The sequence below is a fragment of the Paramesorhizobium endophyticum genome, from assembly GCF_014640615.1.
GTDB lineage: Bacteria > Pseudomonadota > Alphaproteobacteria > Rhizobiales > Rhizobiaceae > Paramesorhizobium > Paramesorhizobium endophyticum.
In genome coordinates this window covers 101,010-126,870 of record NZ_BMHH01000005.1, presented here as the reverse complement: position 1 = coordinate 126,870, position 25,861 = coordinate 101,010, and the positions used below count along the sequence as shown (strand labels likewise).

Here is a 25,861-nt window from a genome sequence, read left to right as displayed (position 1 = left end):
ACTGGGCATGGAGACGAATACGGCAGGCGGTGCCTATCGCGTTCTCGCCCGAAAATACCGTCCGCAGAATTTCAGCGATCTCATCGGCCAGGAGCCGATGGTCCGCACCCTCACCAACGCCTTTCATACCGGCCGTATCGCGCAAGCCTGGATGCTGACCGGCGTTCGCGGCGTCGGCAAGACGACCACGGCGCGCATTCTGGCACGGGCGCTGAACTACAAGACCGACACCATCGACCAGCCCACCATCGATCTTTCAACGCCCGGCGAGCATTGCCAGGCGATCATGGAAGGCCGCCATGTCGATGTCATCGAGATGGACGCCGCCTCGCACACCGGCATCGACGATATCCGCGAAATCATCGAGCAGGTTCGCTACCGACCGGTTTCGGCGCGCTACAAGGTCTATATCATCGACGAGGTTCACATGCTCTCCAACCAGGCCTTCAACGGCCTGCTGAAGACGCTTGAGGAACCGCCGCCACATGTGAAGTTCATCTTCGCCACCACCGAAATCCGCAAGGTGCCGATCACGGTGCTGTCGCGCTGCCAGCGCTTCGACCTGCGCCGTATCGATTCGGGGCTTCTCGCCGCGCATCTGAAAAACATTGCCGGGCAGGAAGGGATCGAGATCGATGATACCTCGCTCGCCATGATCGCCCGCGCCGGCGAAGGCTCCGCACGTGATTCGCTCTCCATTCTCGATCAGGCCATCGCCCATGGCGGCGGCAGGGTAGAGGCGGAGACGGTGCGCGCCATGCTTGGCCTTGCCGACCGCGCCCGCATCATCGACCTGTTCGAAATGCTGATGCGCGGCGATGTGGCGGCGGCTCTGAAGGAATTCCGCGCGCAATATGATGTCGGGGCCGACCCGGCGGTGGTGCTGACGGATCTGGCCGAGTTCAACCATCTCGTCACGCGGCTGCGCTTCATGCCTGAGGTGGCGAACGACATGTCGCTGTCGGAAGACGAGCGCGTCCGCGGCCGCGATTTCTCAGAGAAACTGTCGATCCGCACCCTCTCCCGCACCTGGCAGATGCTGCTCAAGGGCATTTCCGAGGTGGAGACCGCCGCGCGGCCTGTGCAGGCGGCGGAGATGCTGCTGATTCGCTTGGCCCACGCCGCCGACCTGCCGACATTGGACGAAGCATTGAAGGCGCTGGATGGCGGCGCCGTGCCCGCGCCGCGTCCTGCGGGCGATGGACCCCGTTCGTCTGGCGGCGGCGCGCCTGCCAGCTCCACGGTGAATGCCGTGGCTTCCGCGCCCATGGGTGTTTCGGCCAACGCTGGGGCCGCGACGATGCGCCTTGTCCAGCCTGAGCCGATGGCCCGCCCGGCTGAGGAGACGGCAAAGCAGCTGGAGCCCGCCGCCGAGGTGCCGGTTCCCGCTATTCCCCTGAACAGCCTCGCCGATATCATGGCGCTCGCCGACAAGCATCGCGACGTGCAGTTCAAGATATTGGTCAAGAATTGCGTGCGCCTCGTCGCGATCTCGCCGGGGCGGCTGGAAATCGGCCTCACCGACGACGCGCCGAAGACGCTGCCGAGCGACATCGCGCAGAAGCTTCTCGCCTGGACCAATGTGCGCTGGATGGTCTCCGTCTCGCGCGAGGCGGGCGGCCAGACCATGGCGGAAATGGAAGCCGAGCGCCGCGACATGCTCGTCACCGATGCCCGCGCCGACCCGGATGTGGCCGCGATCCTCGCCGAATTCCCCGGCGCGCGGATCACCGACGTCCGCATCGCCGCCAATGGGGCGCAGGACGACGCCATAGGCGACCTCGACAGCGACATGCCGGATGTCTCCCTGACACCGGATGAAGACGACTAGGAGCATGGTCCCAAAAAGTTGCAGACTTTTTGGATAAGATCATGCGGCGAAAAAGACAGTAAGGAGTGCGAACCTCATGCGCGACATGATGGGAATGCTGAGCAAGGCGAAGGAAATGCAGGCCAAGATGCAGGCGCTGCAGGAGGAGATTGCCGCTCTCGAAGCGACCGGCAATTCCGGCGGCGGCCTCGTCAGCGTCACCTTGACCGGCAAGGGCGTGATGAGCGCGCTCAAGATCGATCCCTCTCTGTTGAAGGAGGACGAGGCGGAAATCCTGGAAGACCTGATCGTCGCTGCTCATAACGAGGCCAAGACCAAGATCGAAACGCTGATGACCGAGAAGACGCAGGCCCTCACCGCCGGGCTGCCGCTGCCTCCGGGCTTCAAGCTGCCGATTTAAGGGAGTAGGGGAATAGGCAGTAGGGTTAGCTGATTTCTGTTGCCTTGCTGCCCTACTGCCTTATTGCCCTAAATCATGTCCAAACGAATCGCCGGTCCTGAAATCGAACGCCTGATCCAGCTTCTTGCCCGTGTGCCGGGGCTGGGGCCGCGTTCGGCGCGGCGCGCGGCGCTGCATCTTATCAAGAAGAAGGAGGCGCTGCTGATTCCGCTTGGCAGCGCGATGCAGGAAGCCGCCGAGAAGGTGCGCGTGTGCTCGACTTGCGGCAATGCCGATACCAGCGATCCCTGCACGATCTGCACCGACCCGCGCCGCGACCCCACGACGCTCATCGTCGTTGAGGATGTCTCGGACTTCTGGGCGCTGGAGCGCGCGGGTACGATGAATGTGCGCTATCACGTGCTAGGCGGTCGTCTGTCGCCGCTCGACGGCGTCGGGCCTGATGACCTCAACATCCGCGGCCTGGTCGACCGGGTGAGCGCTGGCGAGGTGAAGGAAGTGATCCTCGCCGTCAACGCCACCGTGGAGGGTCAGACCACCGCCCATTACATCACCGACCAGCTGTCCGGCTTCGATGTGCGCGTGACGCGGCTCGCCCATGGCGTCCCCGTCGGCGGCGAGCTCGATTATCTCGATGAAGGCACCCTGGCCGCCGCCCTGCGCGCCCGGACGGCGCTATAATTCCTCCAGCCTTGAAAACCGGCCTGTGAATCTATTATATTCCGGAGTGGCGACAGGAAGCTGTCACTCCCTGCCGCCCTTTTATCTTATACGATCACTTCAACCCGCACGGTCATTGACCAGCCCGTGCGGGTTTTGCGTATCGTGAAGACGATCCTGATGGTTATCATCATTCTCTCTCCGTATCGGAGGCAAGGGCCACTTGCCTTGGCTGGCGCGACCATCAATCGCCAGTGGGTCGGCTGGTCTCGACGCTTGCTGCTTCTGCCCCCGATACGGTATGAGTAGCAAATAATCGGACGTGGTGAAGAGGGGTAGCGTATAAATTGCAAGCGGCTTTGAAATGTTTCCGATGGGCAATTCTCTTCATTCCATTCCTTCTGATAAATCCCGCAACAGCAGCACCCTCCAAGGCCGAAACGGAAGCGCAATTCCGGGCATGGCTCGTCGGTGACCTCTGGCCTGAGGCCAAGGCGAGGGGCATTTCCCGCGCCACATTCGACCGGGCTTTCGCCGATGTGAAGCTGAACTGGAAGCTGCCGGACCTGGTGCCCCCAGGCACGAAACCGATGACGCCCAAGGACCAGACACAGGCGGAATTCGGCTCTCCCGGCAAATATTTCAACGAAAAGACGGTGAACCATGTCGTCTCCGGCGGGCGGGCGCGAGCCGCGCAGCACGCCCGCACACTCGCGGCGATCGAGAAACAGTACGGCGTGCCGGGCGAAATCGTCCTTGCCATCTGGGGTCGCGAGTCCGGCTTCGGCGGCGTCAAAATTCCTCATAACGCTTTCGAAGTGCTGGGCACGAAAGCCTTCATGGCGACGCGCAAGGAGATGTTCCGCAAGGAACTTCTGGCGGCGCTGGAAATCGCCCAGAAGGGTTATATCGATACCGGCGCGATGAAGAGTTCATGGGCTGGCGCGCTGGGCCAGCCGCAATTCATGCCGACATCCTATCTCCAGCACGCCGCCGACTTCGATGGCGACGGCAGCCGCGATATCTGGAACTCCGTTCCGGATACGCTCGCATCCATCGCCAACTATCTGCGCCTGCATGGCTGGCAGCCCGGGCGCGACTGGGGCTTCGAGGTCAATGTTCCCGCGGAACTGACCTGTGCGCTGGAGGGCCAGGATCAGGGTCTCAAGGTCGCCGATTGGGCGAAGATGGGCGTTATCCGCGTCAATGGCAAGCCGTTCCCGGCGCGGGAGCTTGCGGGCGAGGGCTATCTGCTCATGCCTGCCGGGCGGCATGGGCCGGCCTTTATCGTCACGCCCAATTTCTACGTCCTCAAGGACTATAATATGAGCGATCTCTATGCGCTCTTCATAGGCCACATGGCAGACCGTATCTCCCATGGTTCGGGCGGCTTCTCGCGTCCATGGGGCGGTGTCGGCGGCCTCTACCGTTCCGATATCGCGGCCATGCAGAAGGCATTGCAGGCAAAGGGCTATGATGTCGGCAAGGCTGACGGTCTCCCCGGCTTCAAGACGCGCCGCTCCATTGGCGACTGGCAGGCAAAGCAGGGGCGGGCGGCCACCTGTTTTCCGGACAAATCGCTGATTGGCGCGATTCGCTGATCTGTAACGGTTCTGCTCTCGATTTACGTACCCGAATCATCACGGCCGCATTTCGCTGGAATTTCCCCCTCACTTGGCAACAGTCCGACGAAGGAGTGAAAGGCCCTGCTGCGGTATCGCTCTCTATGCGAAAGCAGGAGAAAACGTCGCCGCGGCAGGCTGAAATCGGCCTTGATAAGCCGCCCGGTTGCAAGGTGGGGTGCCGCCGCCAGTTCGGAGAGGACGGCAGTATACGGCCCCGACTGGACCGCTGAAAGCACGGCTTCGTTCGAGGGCAGCTCCAGCGATATTTTCAGGGCAAGCGGGTCGAGCCCTTGCGCCCGCGCCGCATTTTCGAACACCGAGCGGGTTCCCGAGCCAGGCTCGCGCATGACCCAGTCGGCCCCCGCCGCCTCTTTCCATGTGACCTCCCGGCCATCCGCCCAGGGGTGAGAGGGGGCGATGACGGCAATCATCCGGTCTTCCGCGATACGCTGGGTAAAAAGCGCGGGAGCATCCACCTCGCCCTCGACGAAACCGATATCCGCCTCGCCTTCAATGGTCGCGCGGGCGACGCTCTGCGTGTTGCCGACCGCGAGGCTGACGGCTATGGCGGGATAGGCGGCATGGAATCGCGCCAGATAGGGCGGCAGCCAGTAGCTGGCGATGGTCTGGCTGGCATGGATGCGCAAGGAGCCCCGCTTAAGGTCGCCCAGTTCCGCCAGCGCCAGTTCGGCGGCTTGCGCCCGCGCCAATACCGCCCGCGCTTCATCGAGAAAAATCCGTCCCGTATCGGTCATTTCAATTCGCCGCCCGATCCGGTTGAACAGCATCGCGCCATAGCGGTCCTCCAGCGCGCGGATGGCCGAGCTCACCGCAGAGGGGGTCAGGTGCAGCGCTTCTGCCGCGCGGGTGAGATGCTCGCGCTCCGCGACCGCAATGAAGATTCTCAGCTGTTCGAGCGTCATTGTCCAACCGTTCGATTTTACCGAATGGAATATCGCATATTATGCGATGGATTGAATATTCGATTTAGCCGATATGGTTAGAAAAATCATATCGGAGTACGGCGATGTTCGCCAAAAAACATTCAGAAATCACCGGGTATCTGCCCGGGATTTTTCTCAGCGGCGCCGTGGCGGCAATAGCCATGCTGCTGCAGACGGTCGAAGCCCGCCTCATGGGCCGGGCATGGCTGGAAGGGCTGGTGCTGGCCATCCTCATCGGCGCGGCCATCCGCACCCTCTGCCGTCCGGGCGGACGGTTCGATGCGGGCATCGGCTTTTCCGCCAAGACCCTCCTTGAGATCGCCATCGTGCTGCTCGGCGCCTCGATCAGCGCAGGTGCAATTGCGGCGGCGGGGCCGGGCCTCATCCTGGGCATCGCCGGGGTGGTAATTATCGCGATCGGGCTCAGCTATGGCATAGGCCGGCTGCTGCGCCTGCCGCATCGCCTTGCGGTGCTTGTCGCCTGCGGCAACTCGATCTGCGGCAATTCGGCCATTGCCGCCACCGCGCCGGTCATTGGCGCCCATGGCGACGATGTCGCGGCCTCCATTGCCTTTACGGCGGTGCTGGGCGTCGTTGTCGTGCTCTGCCTTCCGTTGCTGGTGCCCTTGCTTGGCCTCTCGGTGACCCAATATGGTGTTCTGGCGGGCCTGACTGTCTATGCGGTGCCGCAGGTGCTCGCCGCCACCGCGCCCGTTGCGCAAATGAGCGTCCAGCTCGGCACACTGGTAAAGCTCGTCCGCGTGCTGATGCTCGGCCCCGTCATCGTCGCGCTGGCCTTGCTGGGGGACCGTAGCCTCGGAGCGCGCCCATCGCTCAACCGTCTCGTGCCCTGGTTCATCCTAGGCTTCCTCGCAATGATGGCGCTCGGAGCCTTCGGCCTCATTCCGGCAGCGCTGCATGGCCCGATGGAGACGGTTTCGACTGTCCTCACCGTGATTTCCATGGCCGCCCTTGGCCTTGGTACTGACCTACGCACCGTTGCCCGCTCGGGCGGCAGGGTCACGCTCGCCGCCGTGCTGTCGCTGTTGGCGCTGGGGACCATCAGCTACGGGTTGATAGTGATGCTGGGGGTGTAGGAATTTGGTTGGCGTTGCAAGGGGTGAATCGTCAAGCGCCAAGCCTGTAGATGTCCCTCCCCAAAAAAAACCCGCCGGTTCGCACCGGCGGGTTTCGTTTTTCGAGCCTTCAAAAGAACGGCTTAGTTCTTTTCCTGCTTCTTCAGCGCAGCGCCGAGGATGTCGCCGAGCGAAGCGCCGGAGTCGGTCGAACCGTACTGGGCAACCGCTTCCTTCTCTTCGGCGATTTCCAGCGCCTTGATCGAGACCTGCAGCTTGCGGGTCTTCTTGTCGAAGGCGATGACGCGGGCGTCGACCTTCTGGCCGACCGAGAAGCGCTCTGGGCGCTGCTCGTCGCGGTCGCGCGACAGATCCGAGCGGCGGATGAACGAGTCGATGTCGTGATCGATCAGGCGCACCTCGATGCCGCCATCGGTGATGGCGGTGACTTCACAGGTGACGACGGCGTTCTTGCGCAGTTCGCCCGAAGCAGCCGCTTCGCCGACCTTGTCGCCGGTGAGCTGCTTGATGCCGAGCGAGATGCGCTCCTTGTCGATGTCCACGTCGAGAACGACGGCCTTGACGACGTCGCCCTTCGAGTATTCCTCGATGACCTGCTCGCCCGGACGGTTCCAGTCGAGGTCGGAGAGATGGACCATGCCGTCCACATCGCCATCGAGGCCGATGAACAGGCCAAACTCGGTCTTGTTCTTGACTTCGCCTTCCACGACGGTGCCCGTCGGGTACTTCTGGGCGAAGGTCGTCCACGGATTGTCGAGGGTCTGCTTCAAGCCCAGCGAAATGCGGCGCTTGACCGGATCGACTTCGAGCACCACCACTTCGACTTCCTGCGAGGTCGAGAGGATCTTGCCCGGATGGACATTCTTCTTCGTCCAGGACATTTCGGAAACGTGGATCAGGCCTTCGATGCCCGGCTCGATCTCGACGAACGCGCCGTAGTCGGTGATGTTCGTCACCGTGCCGGTGATCTTCCGGCCGACCGGGTACTTGGCGCCGATGCCATCCCACGGATCGCTCTCGAGCTGCTTCATGCCGAGCGAGATGCGGTGGGTTTCCTGGTTGATGCGGATGATCTGAACCTTGACCGTCTGGCCGATGTTCAGGATCTCGGACGGATGGTTGACGCGGCGCCATGCCATGTCGGTGACGTGCAGCAGGCCATCGATGCCCCCGAGGTCGACGAACGCACCGTAATCGGTGATGTTCTTGACCATGCCTTCGACGACCTGGCCCTCTTCGAGGTTCTGCACGATTTCCGAACGCTGCTCCGCACGGCTCTCTTCAAGCACGGTGCGGCGCGAGACGACGATATTGCCGCGGCGCTTGTCCATCTTGAGGATTTCGAAGGGCTGCGGATTATGCATCAGCGGGGTGACGTCGCGGATCGGACGGATATCGACCTGCGAACGCGGCAGGAAGGCCACGGCGCCGTCGAGATCGACCGTGAAGCCGCCCTTGACCTGATTGAAGATGACACCTTCGACACGCTCGCCGGCGTTGAACTTCTGCTCGAGCTTGACCCAGCTCTCTTCGCGGCGAGCCTTCTCGCGCGAGAGAACCGCTTCGCCAAGCGCGTTTTCGATGCGCTCGACATAAACTTCGACTTCGTCGCCCGGCTTCATCGAGCCGTCTTTGCCCTTGGCGCCGAATTCCTTCAGCGGCACGCGGCCTTCGACCTTGAGGCCAGCGTCGATGATCGCCATGTCCTTTTCGATGGCGACGATACGGCCCTTGACGACATAACCTTCAGCAAGGTCATTGTTGGCGAAGGACTCGGCGAGGAGGGCTTCGAAATCCTCCCGCGTGGGGTTTGCTTGTGACATATGGTCTCCTGGTGTACCCGGAATTTGTCCTCGGGTACGGCGCCGGTGGGTTCGTGTTGCGTTTCGCCTGCATCCGGTCCGCCCTTCAGGGCTGATCCGGCGCGTGGACCGGGAGGCAGGCAATCATGTCATTCCGTTTGATCAAGTCCCGGACGGAAAACCGCTTCACACTTTTCCTGGGACTTGGGCCTTATATGGTTCAGGCGTGGCGTTTCACCAATGCCCTAGGCTTGGCGTTTCGCCAATGCCTCGTCAACCAGCCGTTTAGCGGCCAGAAACGCCGCTTCTATATCCATTTCGGTGGTATCTAGCAAGTGCGCGTCGTCAGCGGGCCGCAACGGCGAATCGGCCCGGCCCATGTCGCGCGCGTCTCGCTTCTTGATCTCGGCGAGGATGGTGCCGAGTTCCGCCACGCCGCCGCGCGCCTCGATCTCGTCGAAACGGCGTCTGGCGCGCACTTCGGCACTGGCGGTGAGATAGATCTTGATGTCCGCATCGGGGCAGACGACCGTGCCGATATCGCGCCCGTCGAGCACTGCTCCGGGCGGTGTTTGAGCAAACTCCCGCTGCTTTTCGACAAGCGCGCGCCGCACGGCGGGGATGACGGCGATCCGCGAGGCGGCCTCCCCGATGGCATGGGCGGAAAGAACTCGCCGGTCGAGCCGCCCCAGATCGACCGCATAGGCCGCCTCCACCGCATCCGCCTCGTCATCGAGCGGCAGCCCCCGCTCCAGCATCGCATGGGCGACGGCGCGGTAGGTGAGGCCCGTGTCGAGCAGGTTGAGGCGGTAATGATCGGCCAGCCGCCGCGCCAGCGTTCCCTTGCCCGCGCCCGCGGGACCGTCGATGGCGATGATGAAACCCTTCGCCGCCATAGTCATTCAACGGTTTCTACGGTGTCGATCTTCGCCCCCAGCCCCGTCATCAGATCCATGAACTCGGGGAAGCTCGTGGCGATGATGGCCGAATCGTCGACCGTGACGGGCTTTTCCGCGGCGAGGCCCATGACGAGGAAGCTCATGGCGATGCGGTGGTCGAGATGGGTCGCGACTGTTCCACCACCCAGGCCCTTGCCGCCGGGAACGCCGCGCACGGCGAGCGAGGCCGCGCCTTCCGTGCAATCGACGCCATTGGCCTTGAGGCCCGTGGCGACGGCCGAAAGACGGTCGGATTCCTTGACGCGCAGTTCCTCCAGCCCGTCCATGACGGTTTCGCCCTCAGCAAACGAGGCCGCAATGGCGAGCACCGGATATTCGTCGATCATCGACGGCGCGCGTTCCGGCGGCACGCTCACGCCCTTAAGCTCCGAGGCGCGTACGCGCAAATCGGCGACGTCCTCGCCTCCGGCAAGCCGCGCATTGAGAATTTCGATGTCGGCGCCCATTTCCTGCAGCGTCAGAATCAGCCCGGTGCGGGTCGGATTCATCAGCACGTTGCGGATCGTCACGTCGGAGCCCGGCACGATCAGCGCCGCCACCAGCGGGAAGGCGGTGGAGGAAGGGTCGCCCGGCACGTCGATGATTTGGCCCTTGAGCTGGCCCTGTCCGACAATGCGGATATGGCGCACACCCTCCCGGTCGGTCTCCACGGTCAGGTCCGCGCCGAAGCCCTGCAGCATCTTTTCCGTATGGTCGCGCGTCATTACGGGCTCGATGACGGTGGTGATACCGGGCGTATTGAGGCCGGCGAGCAACACCGCCGATTTCACCTGCGCGGAGGCCATCGGCACACGGTAGCTGATGGGCGTAGCCGCCTTCGGTCCGCGCAACGTCAGCGGCACGCGGTCGCCCTCGGCGGCTTCCACCTGCACGCCCATCAGGCGCAGGGGATCGAGCACGCGGCCCATCGGGCGCTTGGAGAGCGAGGCGTCGCCGATAAAGGTCGTCCTCATGTCATAGGTGCCCACCAGGCCCATGGTAAGGCGCGCACCGGTCCCGGCATTGCCGAAATCGAGCGGCGCTTCCGGCTCGAGCAGGCAGCCATTGCCGGTGCCCTCGATGATCCAGGTCGCGCCCTCTTTACGGATATTGGCGCCCATGGCCTGCATGGCGCGGCCGGTATTGATTACATCCTCGCCTTCGAGAAGCCCGGTAATGCGGGTTTCGCCCGAGGCAAGCCCGCCGAACATGAAGGAGCGGTGCGAAATCGACTTGTCGCCGGGAATGCGGATGTCGCCCTTGAGATCGCGCGAGCGATGGGCGGTGGCGGGTTTCAAAGAAGCGGAATGGGACATGGTCGGATAGCCGCGTTCGGGCGGCAGCACCGCCCCTGAATTAAAAGAAAGCGGGCGATCCCTAGCATAGCTTGGTGGGCCGGTCATCCCGCAATATGACGCCCGGCTGGCCATAAGCTTTGACAAAGCGGGTAAATTGCGCTTAAGGACCAAAAATTAAAGAATAGCCCAGTCAGCAGCGAGGCTCCCCGTGGTAAAACCCGAACTTGGCACAAAACGCATCTGCCCTGAAACGGGCCGCAAATTTTACGATCTGAACCGCGACCCGATCGTCTCGCCCTATACGGGCCAGTCCTACCCGCGCTCCTATTTCGAATCGACGCTCGAATCGCGCGTCGTCGAAGAGGAGACCGAGGAGGAAGAGGTCGATACCGTTCTCGAAAAGCCTGATTTCGTCTCGCTCGAGGAGGCCGACGACGAGGCCAAGGGCGCGGACGATCTGCCGGATCTCGGCGATGACGATGTCGAAATCGATGATGGCGACGATGATCCCTTCCTTGAGGAAGAGGAAGACGAGGATGATGACGACGTCACCGGCATTCTTGGCGGCGGCGTCGGCTCGGATGACGAGGAGCATTGATCGGCTCCTCGATCTCGTGAGGCGCGAATTTTCGTGCCTCACGAAAATAAATCGTATCTGGCTAAAAGAGATGCGATTTAGCTCTTGATCTTCGCCGCGGCGCCCTTTAATAAGCCGCCTCGTCAGGGCGATGCATCTGACACTCCCGCCCGGAACCACCGGGTGACGCATGATCCCAAAGAGTTTCCAGGCTCTTGAACAGGATCATGCAGCAAAGGGAAATGGGGCCATAGCTCAGCTGGGAGAGCGCCTGCATGGCATGCAGGAGGTCAGCGGTTCGATCCCGCTTGGCTCCACCAAAACCATCCCTGTGAATAATTTTTTGAAAATTTTATTTTTATCGACTCCTCTGGCGTCGTGTTAACTTTTCGTTAACTATGTCCAGGCATCATCCTATCTATCGGTTGCGGTTGGGCTTCTGGGGGCAGAGCTATGCTACGATACAGGTTCGATCAGAGGGCCATACTGCTTGAGGCAATTGCAGAACTGCTCAATCGCGGTCTGGGTCCTGATGAGATTGATATTTACCTAAGCCGAATCGGGCCGGTGGATCTCGATCTGTTCCAGCAATGCCTTGGCGATGTGCTGGATTATTCGGAGAATAGAGTCGCCGCGTGATTGTAAGATCATGCGGATGATATGAGGCGTGAAGCAACTCCAGCGGTTGTAATAGGGTCTCGGCAGGCATATATAGAGTTAACAGTTTCTTCTCCGCTTTTGACCACGGATGTACTGGCACTGGCGTTGAGATGAGTGAAGAAGGTCGGGCTTGCCCCGGCCTTTTTTATTTTGATTTTTGTCACTCTCTTTTTCTTGAACACTGTTATATGGGAAAGGGGCTTATATAAAAATATTGTCGTGCGTGAGAGGTGTGGGAGGAAATATGCGGGATCGCAGGCTCGTTTTCTGGCTCGGAGCGCTTGTGCTGGCGACGGCCGTCTTCGCCTATTATTACCTGACGAGCAATGCCGGCCTTGAGAGGCCGCTGCTGCATGGTCCTGAGCAGGAAGCTCCTGCCGCCCCACCCGCTCCAGCACCGGCCCCCGCCGGGCCTTCAGCCGCGACGCCTGCCGACGATCCATCGGCCATCCAGAAGGCCGGATGCCGGCAGAGCCTGGAAGATCTGGTTCTGTATAAAAATGGAAATGTCTCTTCCGAAATCCGCCCGCGCGACATACTGAGCGCCGAGGTGCGCTATTGCGTCGAGGCCGGCATCCTCTCCCAGGAAGAAGCTGCCGGCCTCACGGATTGATTCGGGGTTTGCCCCTCCCGGCGCAGGGAAGGGCGTCCGTGCTTTATTGCTTGTCCTTCAGCGTGATGAAGGCGAGGCCGATCAGCGAGAGGATCGCCGCCGTTAGCATATAGTAGCCGACGTAAGCGAAGCCGTAATTGGTGGCGAGCCAGGTTGCGATATAAGGCGCCAGCGACGCGCCGATAATGCCGGCCAGGTTGAAGGCGAGCGAAGCACCCGTATAGCGGACCGAGGTGGGGAACGGCTCCGCCAGCACCGCGCCGAGTGGCCCGTAGGTCATACCCATCAAGCCGAAGCCAATGACTAGGAAGGCGAGGACGCCCGGCGTGCCCGCGCCAAAGAGCGGCGCCATGATCAGGCCGTAAGCGCCGATCAACACCGTTACGATGATCATGACGGGGCGCATGCCGTAGCGGTCGGCGAGAAGCGCCGAGATGGGGATCGTGAGCCCGAAGGCGCAGACGCCGATCATCTGCAGCATCAGGAATTCTTCGCGGCCATAGCCCAGCGCGCGTGTGCCCCAGCCAAGCGAGAAGACCGTCATCAGATAGAACAGCACGAAGGTTGCCACTGCGCCAATGGTGCCGAGGAACAAATTGACCTTGTGCTGCTGGAACAATTGAGCGGCGGGAACGGCGACGCGTTCGGCCTTGTCTATGGCTTTCTGGAATTCCGGGGTTTCGGCGATCTTCAAGCGGATGAACAAGCCGATCACAACGAGCACGGCGCTGGCGATGAACGGGATACGCCAGCCATAAGAGAAGAATTGTTCATTGGTCTGCACCGCGCCAAGCACCAGGAAGATGCCGGTTGCGAGGATGAAGCCGACCGGAGCGCCCAGCTGCGGGAACATGCCGTACCAGGTGCGCTTGCCTTCCGGCGCGTTTTCCGTGGCGAGCAGCACCGCGCCGCCCCATTCGCCACCAAGGCCGAGGCCCTGGCCGAGACGGCAGAGCGCCAGCAGCAGCGGCGCCGCGACGCCGATGGAGGCGTAGGTCGGCAGGAAACCGATGGCGACGGTCGACAGGCCCATGGTCATCAGCGCGGCAACGAGGGTCGCCTTGCGGCCGATCCTGTCACCGAAATGGCCGAAAATCGCTGCGCCGATGGGGCGTGCGAAAAAGGCGATCGCGAACGTGGCGAAGGATTGGAGCAGCGCCGAATTGCCGTCGCTGGTCGGAAAGAAGAGCTGCGGGAATACGATCACCGCAGCGGTTGCGTAAATATAGAAGTCAAAGAATTCGATGGTCGTGCCGATCATGCTGGCGGTCAAAACACGGCGCGCGGAATTCGTCGGTGGAGTAATCGTATCCGTTGCAGCGATTGTCATTTTTATACCCACTAATCACTTTTTTTCATACGTAGCGGGCGGTTGCAGGATTCCAAGAACGCCCGACGTTGGATTTCTTTAATGTGAATGTGCATGAAAGAAAAGTGACGATTGCAGGCCACATGGAGAAAGATAATTACGTTTCGGGGTAAAGCTGCTTCGTTGGGACGATGGTTTTGAAGCCGCGGAACCAACGTCATTGGGGATATTCTGATGCGTGGCCCACATCACTAATATTTGATATAGTATTTCTCTGGTTTTATTATCCTATTATAAATAATATCCGCGTAAATCTCTTGCCGTTGTATCGATATAATCTATCGTTCGGCGGATTGTTCTTTCGCAAGGGATTTGACATGAAGTTTCGTGGCGGTGCTTTTTCTGCTGTTCTTCTGTCGGCGGTTCTGTTCTCGCCCGCCGCGCTGGCGGAGCTTGCCTATACGGTGACATCGCTCAATGTGCGGTCGGGTCCCGGCGCGGGCTATCCCCTGGTGGCGACATTGCCGGGCGGTTATGCGGTGGATATCCGGACATGCGGCGGGGGCTGGTGCAGCGTTCGCGCCGCCGGCATCACCGGCTGGACATCCGCCCGCTATCTCTCGGTGGGAGGAGCGCCTGCTCCCGCGCCCAGCTATTCCACCAGCACCATCATCATCGGCGGCGGCGATTCGTTCTGGGATGACGACGATCCATTCTTCTGGGGTCCGCCGCCCTATTGGCATCGTCCACGGGGCGGCCCGTTCTGGGGTGGGCCGCGCTGGCCGGCGGGGCCTCGCTGGGGACGCCCGACCTATGGCGGTCCCGGCCCGGTCCGTCCGCCCTGGCAGCGCCCGCATTGGGCTGGCGGTACATCGTCACCCGCGGGCCGTCACGGCAGGTAAGTTGATCGAAGCAAAATCCCGCTGGAAACGGCGGGATCGATGCTGCCTGAATGTCACATTAACGGTTCATTGACGTAAAAGCTCAAATTTTAAACATATGTTTTGCCGCCGTTCGCGGCTATGATATTCGCCGGTTCCGGCCTTTGGGGGAGGGGCTTCAACCCGCATCTGCGGAATTTTACGAGTTGAGCCAGATTTTCCGTCCAGAGAACATATTGATGAGAGGGCCCTTGCGAAGAATTGGCATTGTCGCGCTTGTTCTTGCCGCACAGGTGTCCCCGCCCGCGCTTAGCCCCGCCGGCGCCTTCGAACTCTTCGGCATCCACCTTTGGGGGGAGAAGAAGAAGACCGAGGACGATTCGATCACCGATCCGAAGCGCTACAAGGTCCAGGTCGTCGTCACCGGTAACGTCCGCAATCACGATGGCAGCGAGAGCGACGCCAAGGAAACGGTCGAGGGCGCGTCCGGCCTCGTCGCGGATGAAGACAAGCCCGTCTCCGGCGCGGCAGGCCTGCTCGCCAAGGCGAGGGGCGATTACCGCCGCATTCTCGAGGCGCTCTATGGCGATGGCCGCTATGGCGGCACGATCAGCATTACCGTGAATGGCCGTGAGGCGGCGGATATCCCCATCGATGCGGAACTGCCTGCTGAGTCCGCAATAACGATATCGGTCAATCCCGGCTCGCAATTCCTCTTCGCGCGCACCAGCATCCGCGAACTCGCCCCGCCGCCGGCCGACCCGCGCGATGCGGCGAAATTGCCGCAGGACGAAGGTTTCGCGCCGGGCAAGGTGGCGTTTTCGGGTACGATCGTCAAAGCCCAGCTTCTGGCCGTCGAGGGCTGGCGCAGGCAGGGTTTCGCCAAGGCGAAGACCACGAAGGACAGCATCACCGCCGACCATCGCGACAATACGGTCGATGTCGATATTGCCGTCGATCCCGGCCGCCGCGCCTATTACGGCCCGCTGGCGGTCAAGGGCACCGAGCGCATGGACCCGGAATTCGTCGCGCGGCAGACGGGGCTGAAGCCGGGCGAGGTCTATAATCCGCGCGATATCGAACGCGCCAGGAAGCGGTTGAACCGGCTGGAAGTGTTCCGCGCCGCGACGATCACCGAGGCGGAAGAGATCGGGCCGGACGGCTCCCTGCCCATGACGTTGAGCGTGCAGGAACGCCTGCTGCACCGCTTCGGCGTCGGCGGCAGCTATTCCACGCTCGACGGCGCGGGCTTAGAGACCTACTGGATGCACCGTAATCTGTTCGGCAAGGCGGAGCGCCTGCGTTTCGATGCCAAGGTCAGCGGCATCGGATCGACGAAGGACAAAGCCTTCGATCCGAAAAACTACAGCTATCTGGGCGGCGTCACCTTTACCAAGCCCGGCACCTTCACGCCGGACACGGATTTTGTCACCTCGCTCATAGCCCAGCGCGAGGTGCTCGACGCCTATACGCGCACGGCGGTGACCGGGCTGGCAGGCTTTACGCATATCTTCACTGACGAGCTGACCGGCCGCGCCTTCGCCAATATCTCCAAGGCGCGCTTCGACGACGATTATTTCGGCAAGCGCGATTTCCTGACCGCCGGGGTGCTGGGCGGTCTCACCTATGACAGCCGCGACAGCAAGACCGACGCCACCAAGGGCTTTTTCCTCGAAGGCGTGATCGAGCCGTTCTACGAGTTCGAATACGGCAATTTCGCCACGAAATTCACCGCCGAAGGCCGCACCTATTACGGCTTCGGCGAGGATGACCGCATCGTGCTGGCGGGCCGTCTCAAGTTCGGCGCGATCGCCGGGCCGGACATATCGCAACTGCCGCCCGACAAGCTGTTTTTCGCCGGCGGCGGCGGTTCAGTGCGCGGCTATGGCTACCGCAATATCGGCGTCGTCACCTCCACCGGCGATGTGATCGGCGGGCGCTCGCTGGTCGAGACATCGGGCGAGGTGCGCGCGCGGGTGACTGACGATATCGGCCTCGTCGGTTTCGTCGATGCGGGCTATGTCGGCAGGGACACGCTCCCCGACTTCTCGCAGGAGATGAGCGTCGGCGTCGGCGGCGGTATCCGCTACCAGACCGGCCTTGGCCCCATCCGCCTCGATATCGGCGTTCCCCTCAACCGCCGCTCAGGCGATCCGAGTTTGGCATTCTACGTTGGCATAGGACAGGCGTTTTGACCCGATTGTTCGCTCTCATCGCCCTTCTTCTGTTCGCGTTTCCCGCCTTCGCGCAGGAAAATGCACCCGCTGCCCCGCAGCAAAACGCGCCGGCTTTTGCGCAGCAAAATGCCGAAGAAGAAAAATCGTATTTCCTCTCCTTCGTGGAAAACCAGCTTTCCACGCCGAACCGCCGCATCACCATTTCGGGCATTCAGGGCGCGCTGTCATCGGAAGCCACCATCGGTTCCATCACTGTGGCCGACCGCGAAGGCGTGTGGCTTCGCGTCACCAATGCGCGCATCGTCTGGAGCCGCGCCGCGCTGCTGGCCGGGCGGCTCAGCGTCCAGACGCTCGCCGCCGACCGCATCGACGTCATCCGCAAGCCTCTGCCCGACGACAGCCTGCCATCGCCGGAGGCGCGGGGCTTCAGCCTGCCGGAACTGCCGCTTGCCATCAATCTCGACCAATTGAATGTTGCGCATCTGACCTTCGGCAAGGATGTCTTCGGCCTCGCTTCGGAACTCGCAGCCAATGGGCGGTTGAGCCTCGCCGACGGCTCGCTCGACACCGTGCTCGATATTCAGCGGCTCGACGGGCCGGGCGGCCAGCTTCATCTGGCTGCCGCCTACGCCAACAAGACGCGCGAATTGAACCTCAATCTGAAACTGTCGGAGCCCGCCAACGGCATCGTCGCCAATCTCCTGAACATCGAGGGACGTCCACCTGTGGACCTGACGGTGTCCGGGGCCGGTCCGCTCGATAGTCTCGATTTGAACCTCGCGCTCGACGCCGCAAGCAGGCGCGTGCTGACGGGCCTTGTCAGCCTGGACAAGCAAAATGGCGGCCTCGGCTTCCGCAGCGATTTTCGCGGGCCGATTGCCGTGCTCGTCTCGCCCATGTTCCGCGATTTCTTCGGAGCCGAGACGGTGCTCGCCGCCCATGGCCTTGTCAAGGACGGGGGCGGGATGCGCATCGATGGGCTCGACCTGACGAGCGCGGCGCTGAACCTGACCGCCTCCGCCGAAACCGGCGCGGACGGCTTCCTGAACCGCCTGCGCGTCGATGCGCGCCTCGCCGACCCCGCGGGAAAGAAAGTGGTTCTGCCGGTTCCGGGCGGCCAGACGACGGTGGAAAATGCCGCGCTGCATGTGGCCTTTGGCGACCGTCCAACCAATGACTGGACCGGCTCGCTCGATATCGGAAATCTGACCACGGACAGCTTCGCCGCCCGCGCGGTGGCGCTGAAGATGGGCGGCGTCGCGGAAAACCTGAACCTGCCCACGGCGCGGCACATTACCTTCAACGTCAATGGCGATGTCTCAGGCATCACTGCCAAGCGCGCTGATATCGCCAAGGCGCTGGGTGACACCATCCGCCTTACTGCCGATGGTGCTTGGCAGGCGGGAACGCCGGTGCGCCTTGCCAACGCCGAGATTGCGGGCAATGGCCTCAGCGTCGGTCTCAAGGGCAACATCAAGGATTATGTCTTCGACGGAGAAACGAGCGTGAAAGCGGAGAGCATCGCGCCCTTCTCCGCGCTCGCCGGGCGCGATCTCGCGGGCCGTCTCGATTTGAAGGCCAATGGCACGATCAAGCCGCTGTCCGGCGCGTTCGACCTGACGCTCGATGGCGACGCAAACGGAATGCGCGTGAGCAATGAGGTGGTGGACCGCATCATAGCGGGCGAAACGCGCCTGACCGGCGGCGTCGCACGCGACGAGCGCGGCCTTACCGCTCGGGATTTCCGCATCGGCAATCCGCAAAGTGAAATCACAGCCAACGGCACCTTCTCCTCCAAATCCGCCGATTTCGATTTCGGCGTGGCGCTGGCCGATCTGGCGCTGCTTTCCGAGAAGGCATCCGGAAAACTGACTTTGAAGGGAAGCGCCAAGGGGCAGGAAGACAAGATCGCTCTTTCCGCCCATGCCGCCGTACCGCAGGGTACGCTGGCGGGCCGCAAGCTCTCCGAAGGCGCGGTCGATTTCAACGGTACGCTCGACAAGGGCGATCTGAGCGGTGCGGTCAAAGGCCTTGCTTTTTTGAATGGTGAGCGCGTCGATCTCTCCACGCTGCTGGCCCTTGCCAATGGCGAAAAACGCCTCTCCGATCTCGCCTTCACCGCAGGCGGCACGCGCATCACCGGCGGCATCACCCAGGCGGCTGACGGACTCTACCAGGGCAAACTCTCGCTCGACGCGACCGATGTTTCCACCGCCGCGGCGCTGCTTCTGATGGATGCGACAGGCGCGGCCAAGGCCGATATCAGCCTCGATCATCAGGACGGCCGCCAGAACGCCGATATCACCGCCTCGGTGCGCAATCTCAAAGCGGATGAAAACCAGATCGGCACGGCGGATATAGCTGCCAATGTGCGCGACCTCTTCGGCGTTCCCGCCGGAAACGGCACCATCACCGCGCGCGATATGGTTCTCGGCGGGCAGGCAGTCGATAGCCTCGATGCCAAAGCCGCGCAGGCAGGAACGAAAACCGACTTTTCCGCAAACGCCAAGCTGAAGAACGGCACGACCGCCGCTCTGGGGGGCGCGCTGGAGCCGCAGAATGGCGGTTATCTCCTGTCGCTCGGCCATGCCGATCTGCGCCAGGGCGCGCTGGCCGCAAGGCTGGTGCAGCCGGCGACGATCAATGTGAAGGGCCAGAATATTACGCTCGGCGATATTCTGCTCGATGTCGGCGGCGGGCAGGTGTCCTTGAGCGGTGCGATAGCCGATACGCTCGGCCTCTCAATTGCCATCCGCGACCTGCCCCTTGCCATCGCCAACACTTTCCGTCCGGATCTGGAACTGGGCGGCACCGTCAACGGCACCGCCCGGATCGGCGGCACCCGCGCCAATCCCACCGCGACCTTCGATGTCAGCGGCGCGGAACTTGCCGCAAAGCCGCTGCGCGACAACGGCCTCGCGCCGCTTACCTTGCGCGCGGACGGCCGCTATGCCGACAAGGCGGTGGATCTATCCTCCGTCACCATAGACGGCCCGCAGGGCTTCACCCTGTCGGGCAAGGGCCGTGTGCCGCTTTCGGGCTCGGGGCTCGGCGTCGATGTGACCGGCAGCGTGCCGCTCACCCTCGCCAACCGCTTCCTGGCGGACCGTGGCGCGCAGGCATCGGGCACGCTGTCCTTGACCGCCAATGTTTCAGGCAGCTTCGAGAAGCCGTCCGTCCGGGGCATGTTCTCGGCCAATGGCGCGCGGCTCATCGACCCGCAGACGAATGTCGAGCTGCGCAACATCAACGTCATGGGCAGCATGGACGGGCAGACGGTGACGATCCGCAATGCCGCCGCCGCGCTCTCCACCGGTGGCTCGATGAGCGCCAACGGCACTATCTCCCTCGATGCTGCCGCCAATTTCCCCGCCGATCTTCGCCTTACCTTCAACCGCACCCGCTATGCCGATGGCGACATGATCGTCGCGACCTTCAATGGCGGCCTCGCCATCACCGGCCCGCTCCTGCGCGACCCGTTGATTTCGGGGCGCATCGATGTGGAGAAGGCTGAAATCTCCGTGCCGGAAAAGCTGGGCGGCGGCGCGGCCAATATTGATGTGAAGCATATCTTCACGCCGCGCGCCGTGGAGCGCACCCTGGAGCGCGCCAAGGTCGTTAGCCGTGGCGGCGTTCCCAGGCCCACCGCGCGCCCGAGCGTCGTGCGCCTTGATGTGGAAGTCAGTGCGCCGAACCGCATCTTCGTGCGCGGTCGCGGGCTCGATGTGGAACTGGGCGGCTCCGTGCGCCTGACCGGGCCGGTGACCAATATCCGCCCCGTCGGCGGCTTTACACTGCGGCGCGGTCGCCTCGACCTCTTGAGCCAGCGCATCACCTTCGACGAAGGGCAGGTGACGCTGGTGGGGGACCTGAACCCGCAATTGAATTTCGTCGCGCGGGCGGAGCGCAGCGACATCGTCGTCGTCATCACCGTGGCGGGCACGGTGGACGACCCGTCGATCACCTTCTCATCGCAGCCGGAGCTACCGCAGGACGAAGTGCTGGCGCGGCTGATCTTCGACCGCTCGCTCAACGAGCTCTCCGCCTTCCAGATCGCGCAGCTCGCCGCCGCCGCGGCGGAACTGGCGGGCGGTAAGAACACCTCGCTCCTCGGCAGCCTCCGCCGAAGCACCGGCCTCGACGATCTCGATATCGTCACCGATGCGAAAGGCAATGCCGGGGTGCGCGCTGGCCGCTATATCAGGGACAATGTCTATCTCGGCGTGGAAGCGGGCGCGGAAGGCAACACCAAAGCCACGATCAACCTCGATATCACGAAGAACCTCAAAGCCAAGGGCGCCCTCGGCACCACCGATTCGAGCGTGGGTGTGTTCTACGAGAAGGATTATTGATCCCGGTGTGTGGGCCTTCCGGGGGAATAGGGAGTCGCTTAACGCTTGCGGACGAACTCGGTACGCAGGACGAGGCCTTTGATCGCATCGTGGCGGCAGTCGATCTCTTCCGGATTGTCCGTTAGCCGGATCGATTTTATGACCGTGCCCTGCTTCAAGGTCTGGTTGGCGCCTTTGACCTTCAGATCCTTGATGAGGGTGACCGAATCGCCATCCTTGAGAAGGTTTCCGGAAGCGTCCCGCACTTCGGTGCTTGCTTCACCGGCGGCGGCCAGTTCCGAAGCCGGCCGCCACTCTCCCGTCGCTTCGTCGTAAACATAGTCTTCGCCCGACATGGCCGCTTCTCCTGGCAATTCACTGTCGCGCTTATAACAGCCAGGCGGTCCGGCACAAGTCACGGCCCTTAACGCTTCATCAACCACGAATGAGGCAAAGTCGCCTCATTCGTTGTGTTGGGGTTGTGTAGCATCCATGTCGAGAGAACCGGATTATCTGAACCGCCGGGCATTCATTTTCGGGGCCGGGGCGGTGGCGCTCACCGGCGCGGCTGGATGTTCCCAGACTTTTGACATGTCGGGCCTCAATCTCGACACCATGCCGACGGGGGCGATCCGCCCGCAGATCAGCGTGGACAGGGCGATCACCACACCCGATGTCATGTATGCCGCTGTCCAGGAGGGGCCTTACTCCCTGCCTGCCATTCCCTATGAAAAAGTGCCGAAGCAGTTTCGCCGCCAGATCGTTCCCGATCCGACGGGCGAAGCGCCCGGCACCATCGTGGTCAGTCTGAAAGACCGTTTCCTCTATCTGGTGCAGCCGGGTGGGGAAGCCATTCGCTATGGCGTCGGTATCGGCAAGGATGGGTTCCGCTGGTCGGGCCGCGCCAATGTGCAATACAAGAAGCAATGGCCGCGCTGGACGCCGCCGCCGGAGATGATCCAGCGCAAGCCCGAGCTCGAGCAATATCGCAACGGTATGGAGCCGGGCCCGCACAACCCGCTTGGCGCCCGCGCCCTCTACATCTTCCAAAGCGGTGCCGACACCGGCTACCGCATTCATGGCTCGCCGGAATGGTGGTCTATCGGACAGGCAATGTCTTCCGGCTGCGTGCGGCTGATGAACCAGGACATCATCGACCTTTATAACCGCGTGCCCGGCAAGGCGCCCATCGTGGTCGCGTGATCGCGTAGAATTCAGGCGGCGATGCCTTCCGCATAGGTGCGGTTCCGCCCGGCATTCTTGGCGGCGTAAAGGATGCCATCGGCGCGCTTCACCGCGGCCCAGAGATCTTCATCCCTGCGCAATCCGGTGATGCCGAAGCTGCAGGTGATGATCTGCGTCGGCGCGACCTTGTCGAAATGCTCGCTCTGCACCGCCTTGCGGATGCGCTCGGCAATCAGATAGGCGTTTTCCACATTCATCCCGCCCAGGACGAGGACGAACTCCTCGCCGCCGACGCGCGCGACGAGATCGGCGGAACGGATCGATTTCCTGAGGATCTGCGTGAAATGCGCCAGCACCGTATCGCCCACGGCATGCCCATAGGTGTCGTTGATGCTTTTGAAATAATCAAGGTCGCAGACGATGATGCTCACGGCTGATTGCCTGTTCCTGGCCACAAGCAGTGGGGCGTGGGAATCGAGCCCGCGCCGGTTCAGCGCGCCGGTCAGCGGGTCCGTGTCGCGCTCCTCGCGCAAGTGGTCGACAATGTCGGCGCCGGAAATGGTGATGAGTCCCAGCCCCACGGCGACGGTGAAAAGCGCGGCGCAAATCTCGGTCCAGCCCCAGAAGCTTGTGGTGAGGAAGCCGGTCGGCACTGCCTGGGTGGGCAGGTTCTCGATCGGCGCGATGGAGTGGACGGTCAGAAGCGTGCGCAGGAAGAAGTGGACTGCCAACGCCACGATGAGCCAGAAGAGAATGCGGTCCGCGACCGATCCCCGGCGCAGGAAACTGGCCCGCGCGGCGAGATAAAGGAATATAGCGCCCATTCCGAAATTGAGAAAATAGATGCGGGCGGCCAGGCTCCTGTCGACGTACTGGAAATAGGCAAAGGGGATGAGGATGATGAAAAAGGCCGCGAGGTAAAGCGGGGTCGGCAGCGCGCGTCCGGACCGCGCCAGGACGCCTTTCGTCAGGAGAAGGCAGGCTATGATATAGAGCGAGCCCAAAACCATCGAATTATATCCCGCATCGGCGGGAATACGCGCGCTTTGCGCCAGCATCGCAAGGCTGAGGGCAAGGAACGACGCGGCATAGACCAGCAGGAAGTTGCACCTGTAGCCTGCGAGGGACATTCTGCACGCGCCCCAGATGCCCGTGAAGGTCAAGGCGAAAATGGCCAGCAGCGCGGAGGGGACGAAGGTCATCATTTCCTAGCCATGAGGGTAGCCGTCCGCCCCGTCCCGTTTCGGACTTCTCGTCCGCCCCTCCCCGCAATGGAGGAAAGCAAGGGCTGCCCCCGTGTTTTCATTAAAAGTAAAACCGTTCCATGGATTTCGTTTCTGAACAGTCCATGAGAGATTTCATAAATCCCATGTAGGTGTTCCGGGCTGTATTATTCAACAGCCTCACCGGGACTTCACGCGTTCTTTACATTCTCCACAAAAGAAACGCCGGGAGCGATGCCCCCGGCGGTGAATATTGTGTCGATTTAATGGCTGTTATTCGGCGGCTATTCTAAAAACCGGCTTGGCTTCACCGTCCGCGGGAAATTTCGAGGCGACATGGCCCGCCACCATCTCCGCCGTCGCCGCCGAAAGCGTCCAGCCCAGATGCCCATGGCCGGTGTTGTAGAAGACGCGCGGATGCTTGCCCTGTCCGACGCGCGGCATCATGTCCGGCATCATCGGGCGAAGGCCCGCCCAGGGCACGACGCTCGACGTGTTCATGTCCGGGAAGAGATCAGTGCTCCAGTCGATGAGCGGCTTGATGCGGTCGTAGCGGATGTCGCGGTTCTCGCCATTATATTCCGCCGTTCCGGCCACGCGCAGGCGTCCTGCGCCAAGGCGGCTCGTCACGATCTTCGCGTCATCGTCGAGCAGGCTCACCCACGGAGCGGCCTTCTGGCTCTCGGCGTCGTCGAGGCTGATGGTGATCGAATAGCCCTTCACCGGATAGATATTCACCCGGTCGCCCAGCTGCGCGGCAAATTTGCGGCTGCCGACGCCGGCACAGACGACGAGCCCGTCGAAGCGGGTCTTTTCGGCCCTTACGGGTTCGCCCTTGTGCGTGGCTTCCGCCCATTCGACGGTAACGCCGTCATCCGCATGGGTCAGCTGGCGCACATCGGCATTGGCGATGATGGTGACGCCCTTGCGCAGGCAGGCATCCGCCAGGCCGCGCGTGAATTTGTGAATGTCGCCGGTCGAGTCCGACGGAGTGAAGAAACCGCCATAAAGCGGGCCGGTCAGCGCCGGCTCGATATTGCGGATTTCGGAGGCGGAAACGGGGTTGCGCTCCAGCCCGCCCGCCCCAAGCAATTTGTTGACGCGCGCCGCGTGGTCATAGCCCTTGGCGGTGCGGTAGATATGCAGGATACCGCGGCGCTCCAGGTCGAAATCAATCCCCTCCGTCTGGGCGATCTCGAACATATGCTTGCGCGCCTCGATGGCGAGCCGGGTGGTGGCGATCGTGTTCTTCTCGTAATGGGGAATGTTCGCGACGAACTCCGCCATCCAGGAATATTTATGCCAGGAGGGCATGGGGTTCATCAGCAGCGGCGCATCCTTGCGGAACATCCATTTGATGCCCTTGAGCACCGTTGCCCAGCTGTTCCAGACTTCCGCGTTGGAAGCCGAAAGCTGGCCGCCATTGGCAAAGGAGGTTTCCATCGCCGCATAGCGGTTGCGGTCGAAGACGGTCACCTCGTAGCCCTGGCGGACGAGGGCATAAGCGGTCGTAATGCCGGTGATTCCGGCTCCGATAACGGCAATGCGGGTCATGACATGGTTCCCTTGGATGACACCCGGTTTCAGCCTTTGCCGCCCATTTCAGGCGGCGACGAAACCCCATCTGTCACGGAACCTGAGAGCTTGGGCCCGGCGGGAGACCAGGTGTTTCTCACCTGTTTTCCGATCCGCACTCCAACCGGCACATGGATGGCCGGGCGGATGGGCTTTTCTCCTTCGGTGGGCGCCTCGCTTAGAGCATGATCCCGAAAAGTTGCAGACTTTTCGGATAAGATCATGCGGCTAAACTAATCCGCCACTCTCCAGATGTTCACAACCATTCTGGTCCTTTTGCCTGAGAGTTTCCGGGGCGGTTGCTCCGTCGGCGCCGGATTTTACCGGTCTCTCCCAGATGGTCTTATCGAACTCCTTCATCATATCGCAGCCGCTCACGCCGCACAACTCTTTTGCTGCAGCGCGATTTTCGCTAGAGATCATACTTAAGTGGAAAAGGAGAATGTTCATGAAACCGGTTTTTCTGCAATTGCAGTGCGCGCCCGGCAAGACCTATGAGGTGGCCGACACCCTTTTCGAGCGCGAAATCGTCTCCGAGCTTTATTCCACCAGCGGCGAGTTCGACCTCTTGATGAAAATCTATATCGAGGAAGACCAGGATATCGGCAAGTTCATCAACCAGAACATTCTGAATATCCCTGGAATCGTCCGTTCCTTGACGACGCTCACATTCACCGCATTCTGATTCCTGTTACCCTCCTTTGCGGCTATAAATTTATGAAAAGTCACGGGAGT

21 protein-coding genes, 1 tRNA gene and 1 riboswitch are annotated in these 25,861 nt (G+C 61.9%); of the genes, 14 read left to right on the top strand and 8 right to left on the bottom strand.

Features of this window, described 5'->3' with window-relative positions; genetic code table 11:
- The first annotated feature begins 7 nt into the window (after positions 1-7).
- From IEX53_RS08170 to IEX53_RS08155, 4 genes are all read left to right on the top strand, one after another.
- Entirely contained in the window at positions 8-1,831 is a 1,824-nt protein-coding gene (locus IEX53_RS08170) for a DNA polymerase III subunit gamma/tau (RefSeq protein ID WP_188823246.1), read from the top strand.
- Positions 1,832-1,907: 76 nt separating this feature from the next.
- Positions 1,908-2,231, top strand: a complete 324-nt coding sequence (locus IEX53_RS08165) for a YbaB/EbfC family nucleoid-associated protein (RefSeq protein WP_188823244.1) — start codon at positions 1,908-1,910, stop codon at positions 2,229-2,231.
- A 75-nt stretch (positions 2,232-2,306) separates the two neighbouring features.
- Positions 2,307-2,912 (top strand): recombination mediator RecR, encoded by a 606-nt coding sequence (gene recR, locus IEX53_RS08160; RefSeq protein ID WP_188823242.1) that lies wholly within the window; start codon positions 2,307-2,309, stop codon positions 2,910-2,912.
- Positions 2,913-3,250: 338 nt separating this feature from the next.
- The gene (locus IEX53_RS08155) at positions 3,251-4,492 is read left to right on the top strand and encodes a lytic murein transglycosylase (RefSeq protein WP_236016094.1); all 1,242 of its coding nucleotides are present in this window, start codon (positions 3,251-3,253) and stop codon (positions 4,490-4,492) included.
- A gap of 23 nt (positions 4,493-4,515) precedes the next feature.
- Here IEX53_RS08155 and IEX53_RS08150 read toward each other — a convergent pair whose 3' ends face one another.
- Positions 4,516-5,439, bottom strand: coding sequence for a LysR family transcriptional regulator (locus tag IEX53_RS08150; RefSeq protein ID WP_188823238.1), 924 nt, complete (start codon positions 5,437-5,439; stop codon positions 4,516-4,518).
- A 104-nt stretch (positions 5,440-5,543) separates the two neighbouring features.
- Between IEX53_RS08150 and IEX53_RS08145 the strand changes: the two genes are divergently transcribed.
- On the top strand, positions 5,544-6,557 hold the full coding sequence (locus IEX53_RS08145; protein ID WP_188823236.1) for a YeiH family protein: 1,014 nt from the start codon (positions 5,544-5,546) through the stop codon (positions 6,555-6,557).
- A 122-nt stretch (positions 6,558-6,679) separates the two neighbouring features.
- On the opposite strand, the gene rpsA is transcribed toward IEX53_RS08145, so the two are convergent.
- The 3 genes from rpsA to aroA form a co-directional block, all read right to left on the bottom strand.
- Positions 6,680-8,380, bottom strand: a complete 1,701-nt coding sequence (rpsA, locus tag IEX53_RS08140; RefSeq protein ID WP_188823234.1) for a 30S ribosomal protein S1 — start codon at positions 8,378-8,380, stop codon at positions 6,680-6,682.
- Positions 8,381-8,604: 224 nt separating this feature from the next.
- Entirely contained in the window at positions 8,605-9,261 is a 657-nt protein-coding gene (cmk, locus tag IEX53_RS08135; protein ID WP_188823232.1) for a (d)CMP kinase, read from the bottom strand.
- Positions 9,258-10,613: a 3-phosphoshikimate 1-carboxyvinyltransferase gene (gene aroA / locus IEX53_RS08130; RefSeq protein ID WP_188823230.1), complete on the bottom strand. Its 1,356-nt coding sequence runs from the start codon at positions 10,611-10,613 to the stop codon at positions 9,258-9,260. The genes cmk and aroA overlap by 4 nt, the downstream gene beginning before the upstream one ends.
- A gap of 190 nt (positions 10,614-10,803) precedes the next feature.
- Between aroA and IEX53_RS08125 the strand changes: the two genes are divergently transcribed.
- The 4 genes from IEX53_RS08125 to IEX53_RS23675 all read left to right on the top strand — a co-directional run bounded on the left by IEX53_RS08125 (position 10,804) and on the right by IEX53_RS23675 (position 12,445).
- A complete protein-coding gene (locus IEX53_RS08125) occupies positions 10,804-11,193 on the top strand; it encodes a TIGR02300 family protein (protein WP_188823228.1) in 390 nt (129 codons plus the stop codon).
- Positions 11,194-11,416: 223 nt separating this feature from the next.
- Positions 11,417-11,492: transfer RNA gene (locus IEX53_RS08120), tRNA-Ala, on the top strand.
- A gap of 133 nt (positions 11,493-11,625) precedes the next feature.
- Positions 11,626-11,811 carry a hypothetical protein gene (locus IEX53_RS08115; protein ID WP_188823226.1) on the top strand — a complete coding sequence of 62 codons (186 nt, stop codon included), beginning with the start codon at positions 11,626-11,628 and terminating at the stop codon, positions 11,809-11,811.
- Positions 11,812-12,076: 265 nt separating this feature from the next.
- A complete protein-coding gene (locus tag IEX53_RS23675) occupies positions 12,077-12,445 on the top strand; it encodes a hypothetical protein (RefSeq protein ID WP_210311636.1) in 369 nt (122 codons plus the stop codon).
- Between the two features lie 43 nt (positions 12,446-12,488).
- Here IEX53_RS23675 and IEX53_RS08105 read toward each other — a convergent pair whose 3' ends face one another.
- Entirely contained in the window at positions 12,489-13,775 is a 1,287-nt protein-coding gene (locus IEX53_RS08105) for an MFS transporter (protein WP_188823224.1), read from the bottom strand.
- Positions 13,776-14,131: 356 nt separating this feature from the next.
- On the opposite strand from IEX53_RS08105, the gene IEX53_RS08100 reads away from it, so the two are divergent.
- The 3 genes from IEX53_RS08100 to IEX53_RS08090 all read left to right on the top strand — a co-directional run bounded on the left by IEX53_RS08100 (position 14,132) and on the right by IEX53_RS08090 (position 21,164).
- Entirely contained in the window at positions 14,132-14,656 is a 525-nt protein-coding gene (locus IEX53_RS08100; RefSeq protein ID WP_188823223.1) for an SH3 domain-containing protein, read from the top strand.
- 218 nt (positions 14,657-14,874) lie between these two features.
- Complete coding sequence (locus IEX53_RS08095) at positions 14,875-16,830, top strand: autotransporter assembly complex protein TamA (RefSeq protein ID WP_188823221.1); 1,956 nt, start codon at positions 14,875-14,877, stop codon at positions 16,828-16,830.
- A complete protein-coding gene (locus IEX53_RS08090; RefSeq protein WP_188823219.1) occupies positions 16,827-21,164 on the top strand; it encodes a translocation/assembly module TamB domain-containing protein in 4,338 nt (1,445 codons plus the stop codon). The genes IEX53_RS08095 and IEX53_RS08090 overlap by 4 nt, the downstream gene beginning before the upstream one ends.
- Before the next feature lie 38 nt (positions 21,165-21,202).
- Here the strand turns inward: IEX53_RS08090 and IEX53_RS08085 are convergent, their stop codons facing one another.
- On the bottom strand, positions 21,203-21,499 hold the full coding sequence (locus tag IEX53_RS08085) for an alkylphosphonate utilization protein (protein WP_188823217.1): 297 nt from the start codon (positions 21,497-21,499) through the stop codon (positions 21,203-21,205).
- 136 nt (positions 21,500-21,635) lie between these two features.
- Here IEX53_RS08085 and IEX53_RS08080 point away from each other — a divergent pair, with 136 nt between their 5' ends.
- A complete protein-coding gene (locus tag IEX53_RS08080) occupies positions 21,636-22,346 on the top strand; it encodes a L,D-transpeptidase (RefSeq protein ID WP_188823215.1) in 711 nt (236 codons plus the stop codon).
- Positions 22,347-22,357: 11 nt separating this feature from the next.
- On the opposite strand, the gene IEX53_RS08075 is transcribed toward IEX53_RS08080, so the two are convergent.
- The gene (locus IEX53_RS08075) at positions 22,358-23,533 is read right to left on the bottom strand and encodes a GGDEF domain-containing protein (protein WP_188823213.1); all 1,176 of its coding nucleotides are present in this window, start codon (positions 23,531-23,533) and stop codon (positions 22,358-22,360) included.
- A 291-nt stretch (positions 23,534-23,824) separates the two neighbouring features.
- Complete coding sequence (locus tag IEX53_RS08070) at positions 23,825-25,105, bottom strand: D-amino acid dehydrogenase (RefSeq protein WP_188823211.1); 1,281 nt, start codon at positions 25,103-25,105, stop codon at positions 23,825-23,827.
- Positions 25,106-25,384: 279 nt separating this feature from the next.
- Positions 25,385-25,472: riboswitch (glycine riboswitch) on the bottom strand.
- A 102-nt stretch (positions 25,473-25,574) separates the two neighbouring features.
- Between IEX53_RS08070 and IEX53_RS08065 the strand changes: the two genes are divergently transcribed.
- Positions 25,575-25,811: an Lrp/AsnC ligand binding domain-containing protein gene (locus IEX53_RS08065; RefSeq protein ID WP_188823210.1), complete on the top strand. Its 237-nt coding sequence runs from the start codon at positions 25,575-25,577 to the stop codon at positions 25,809-25,811.
- The last annotated feature ends 50 nt before the right edge of the window (positions 25,812-25,861 follow it).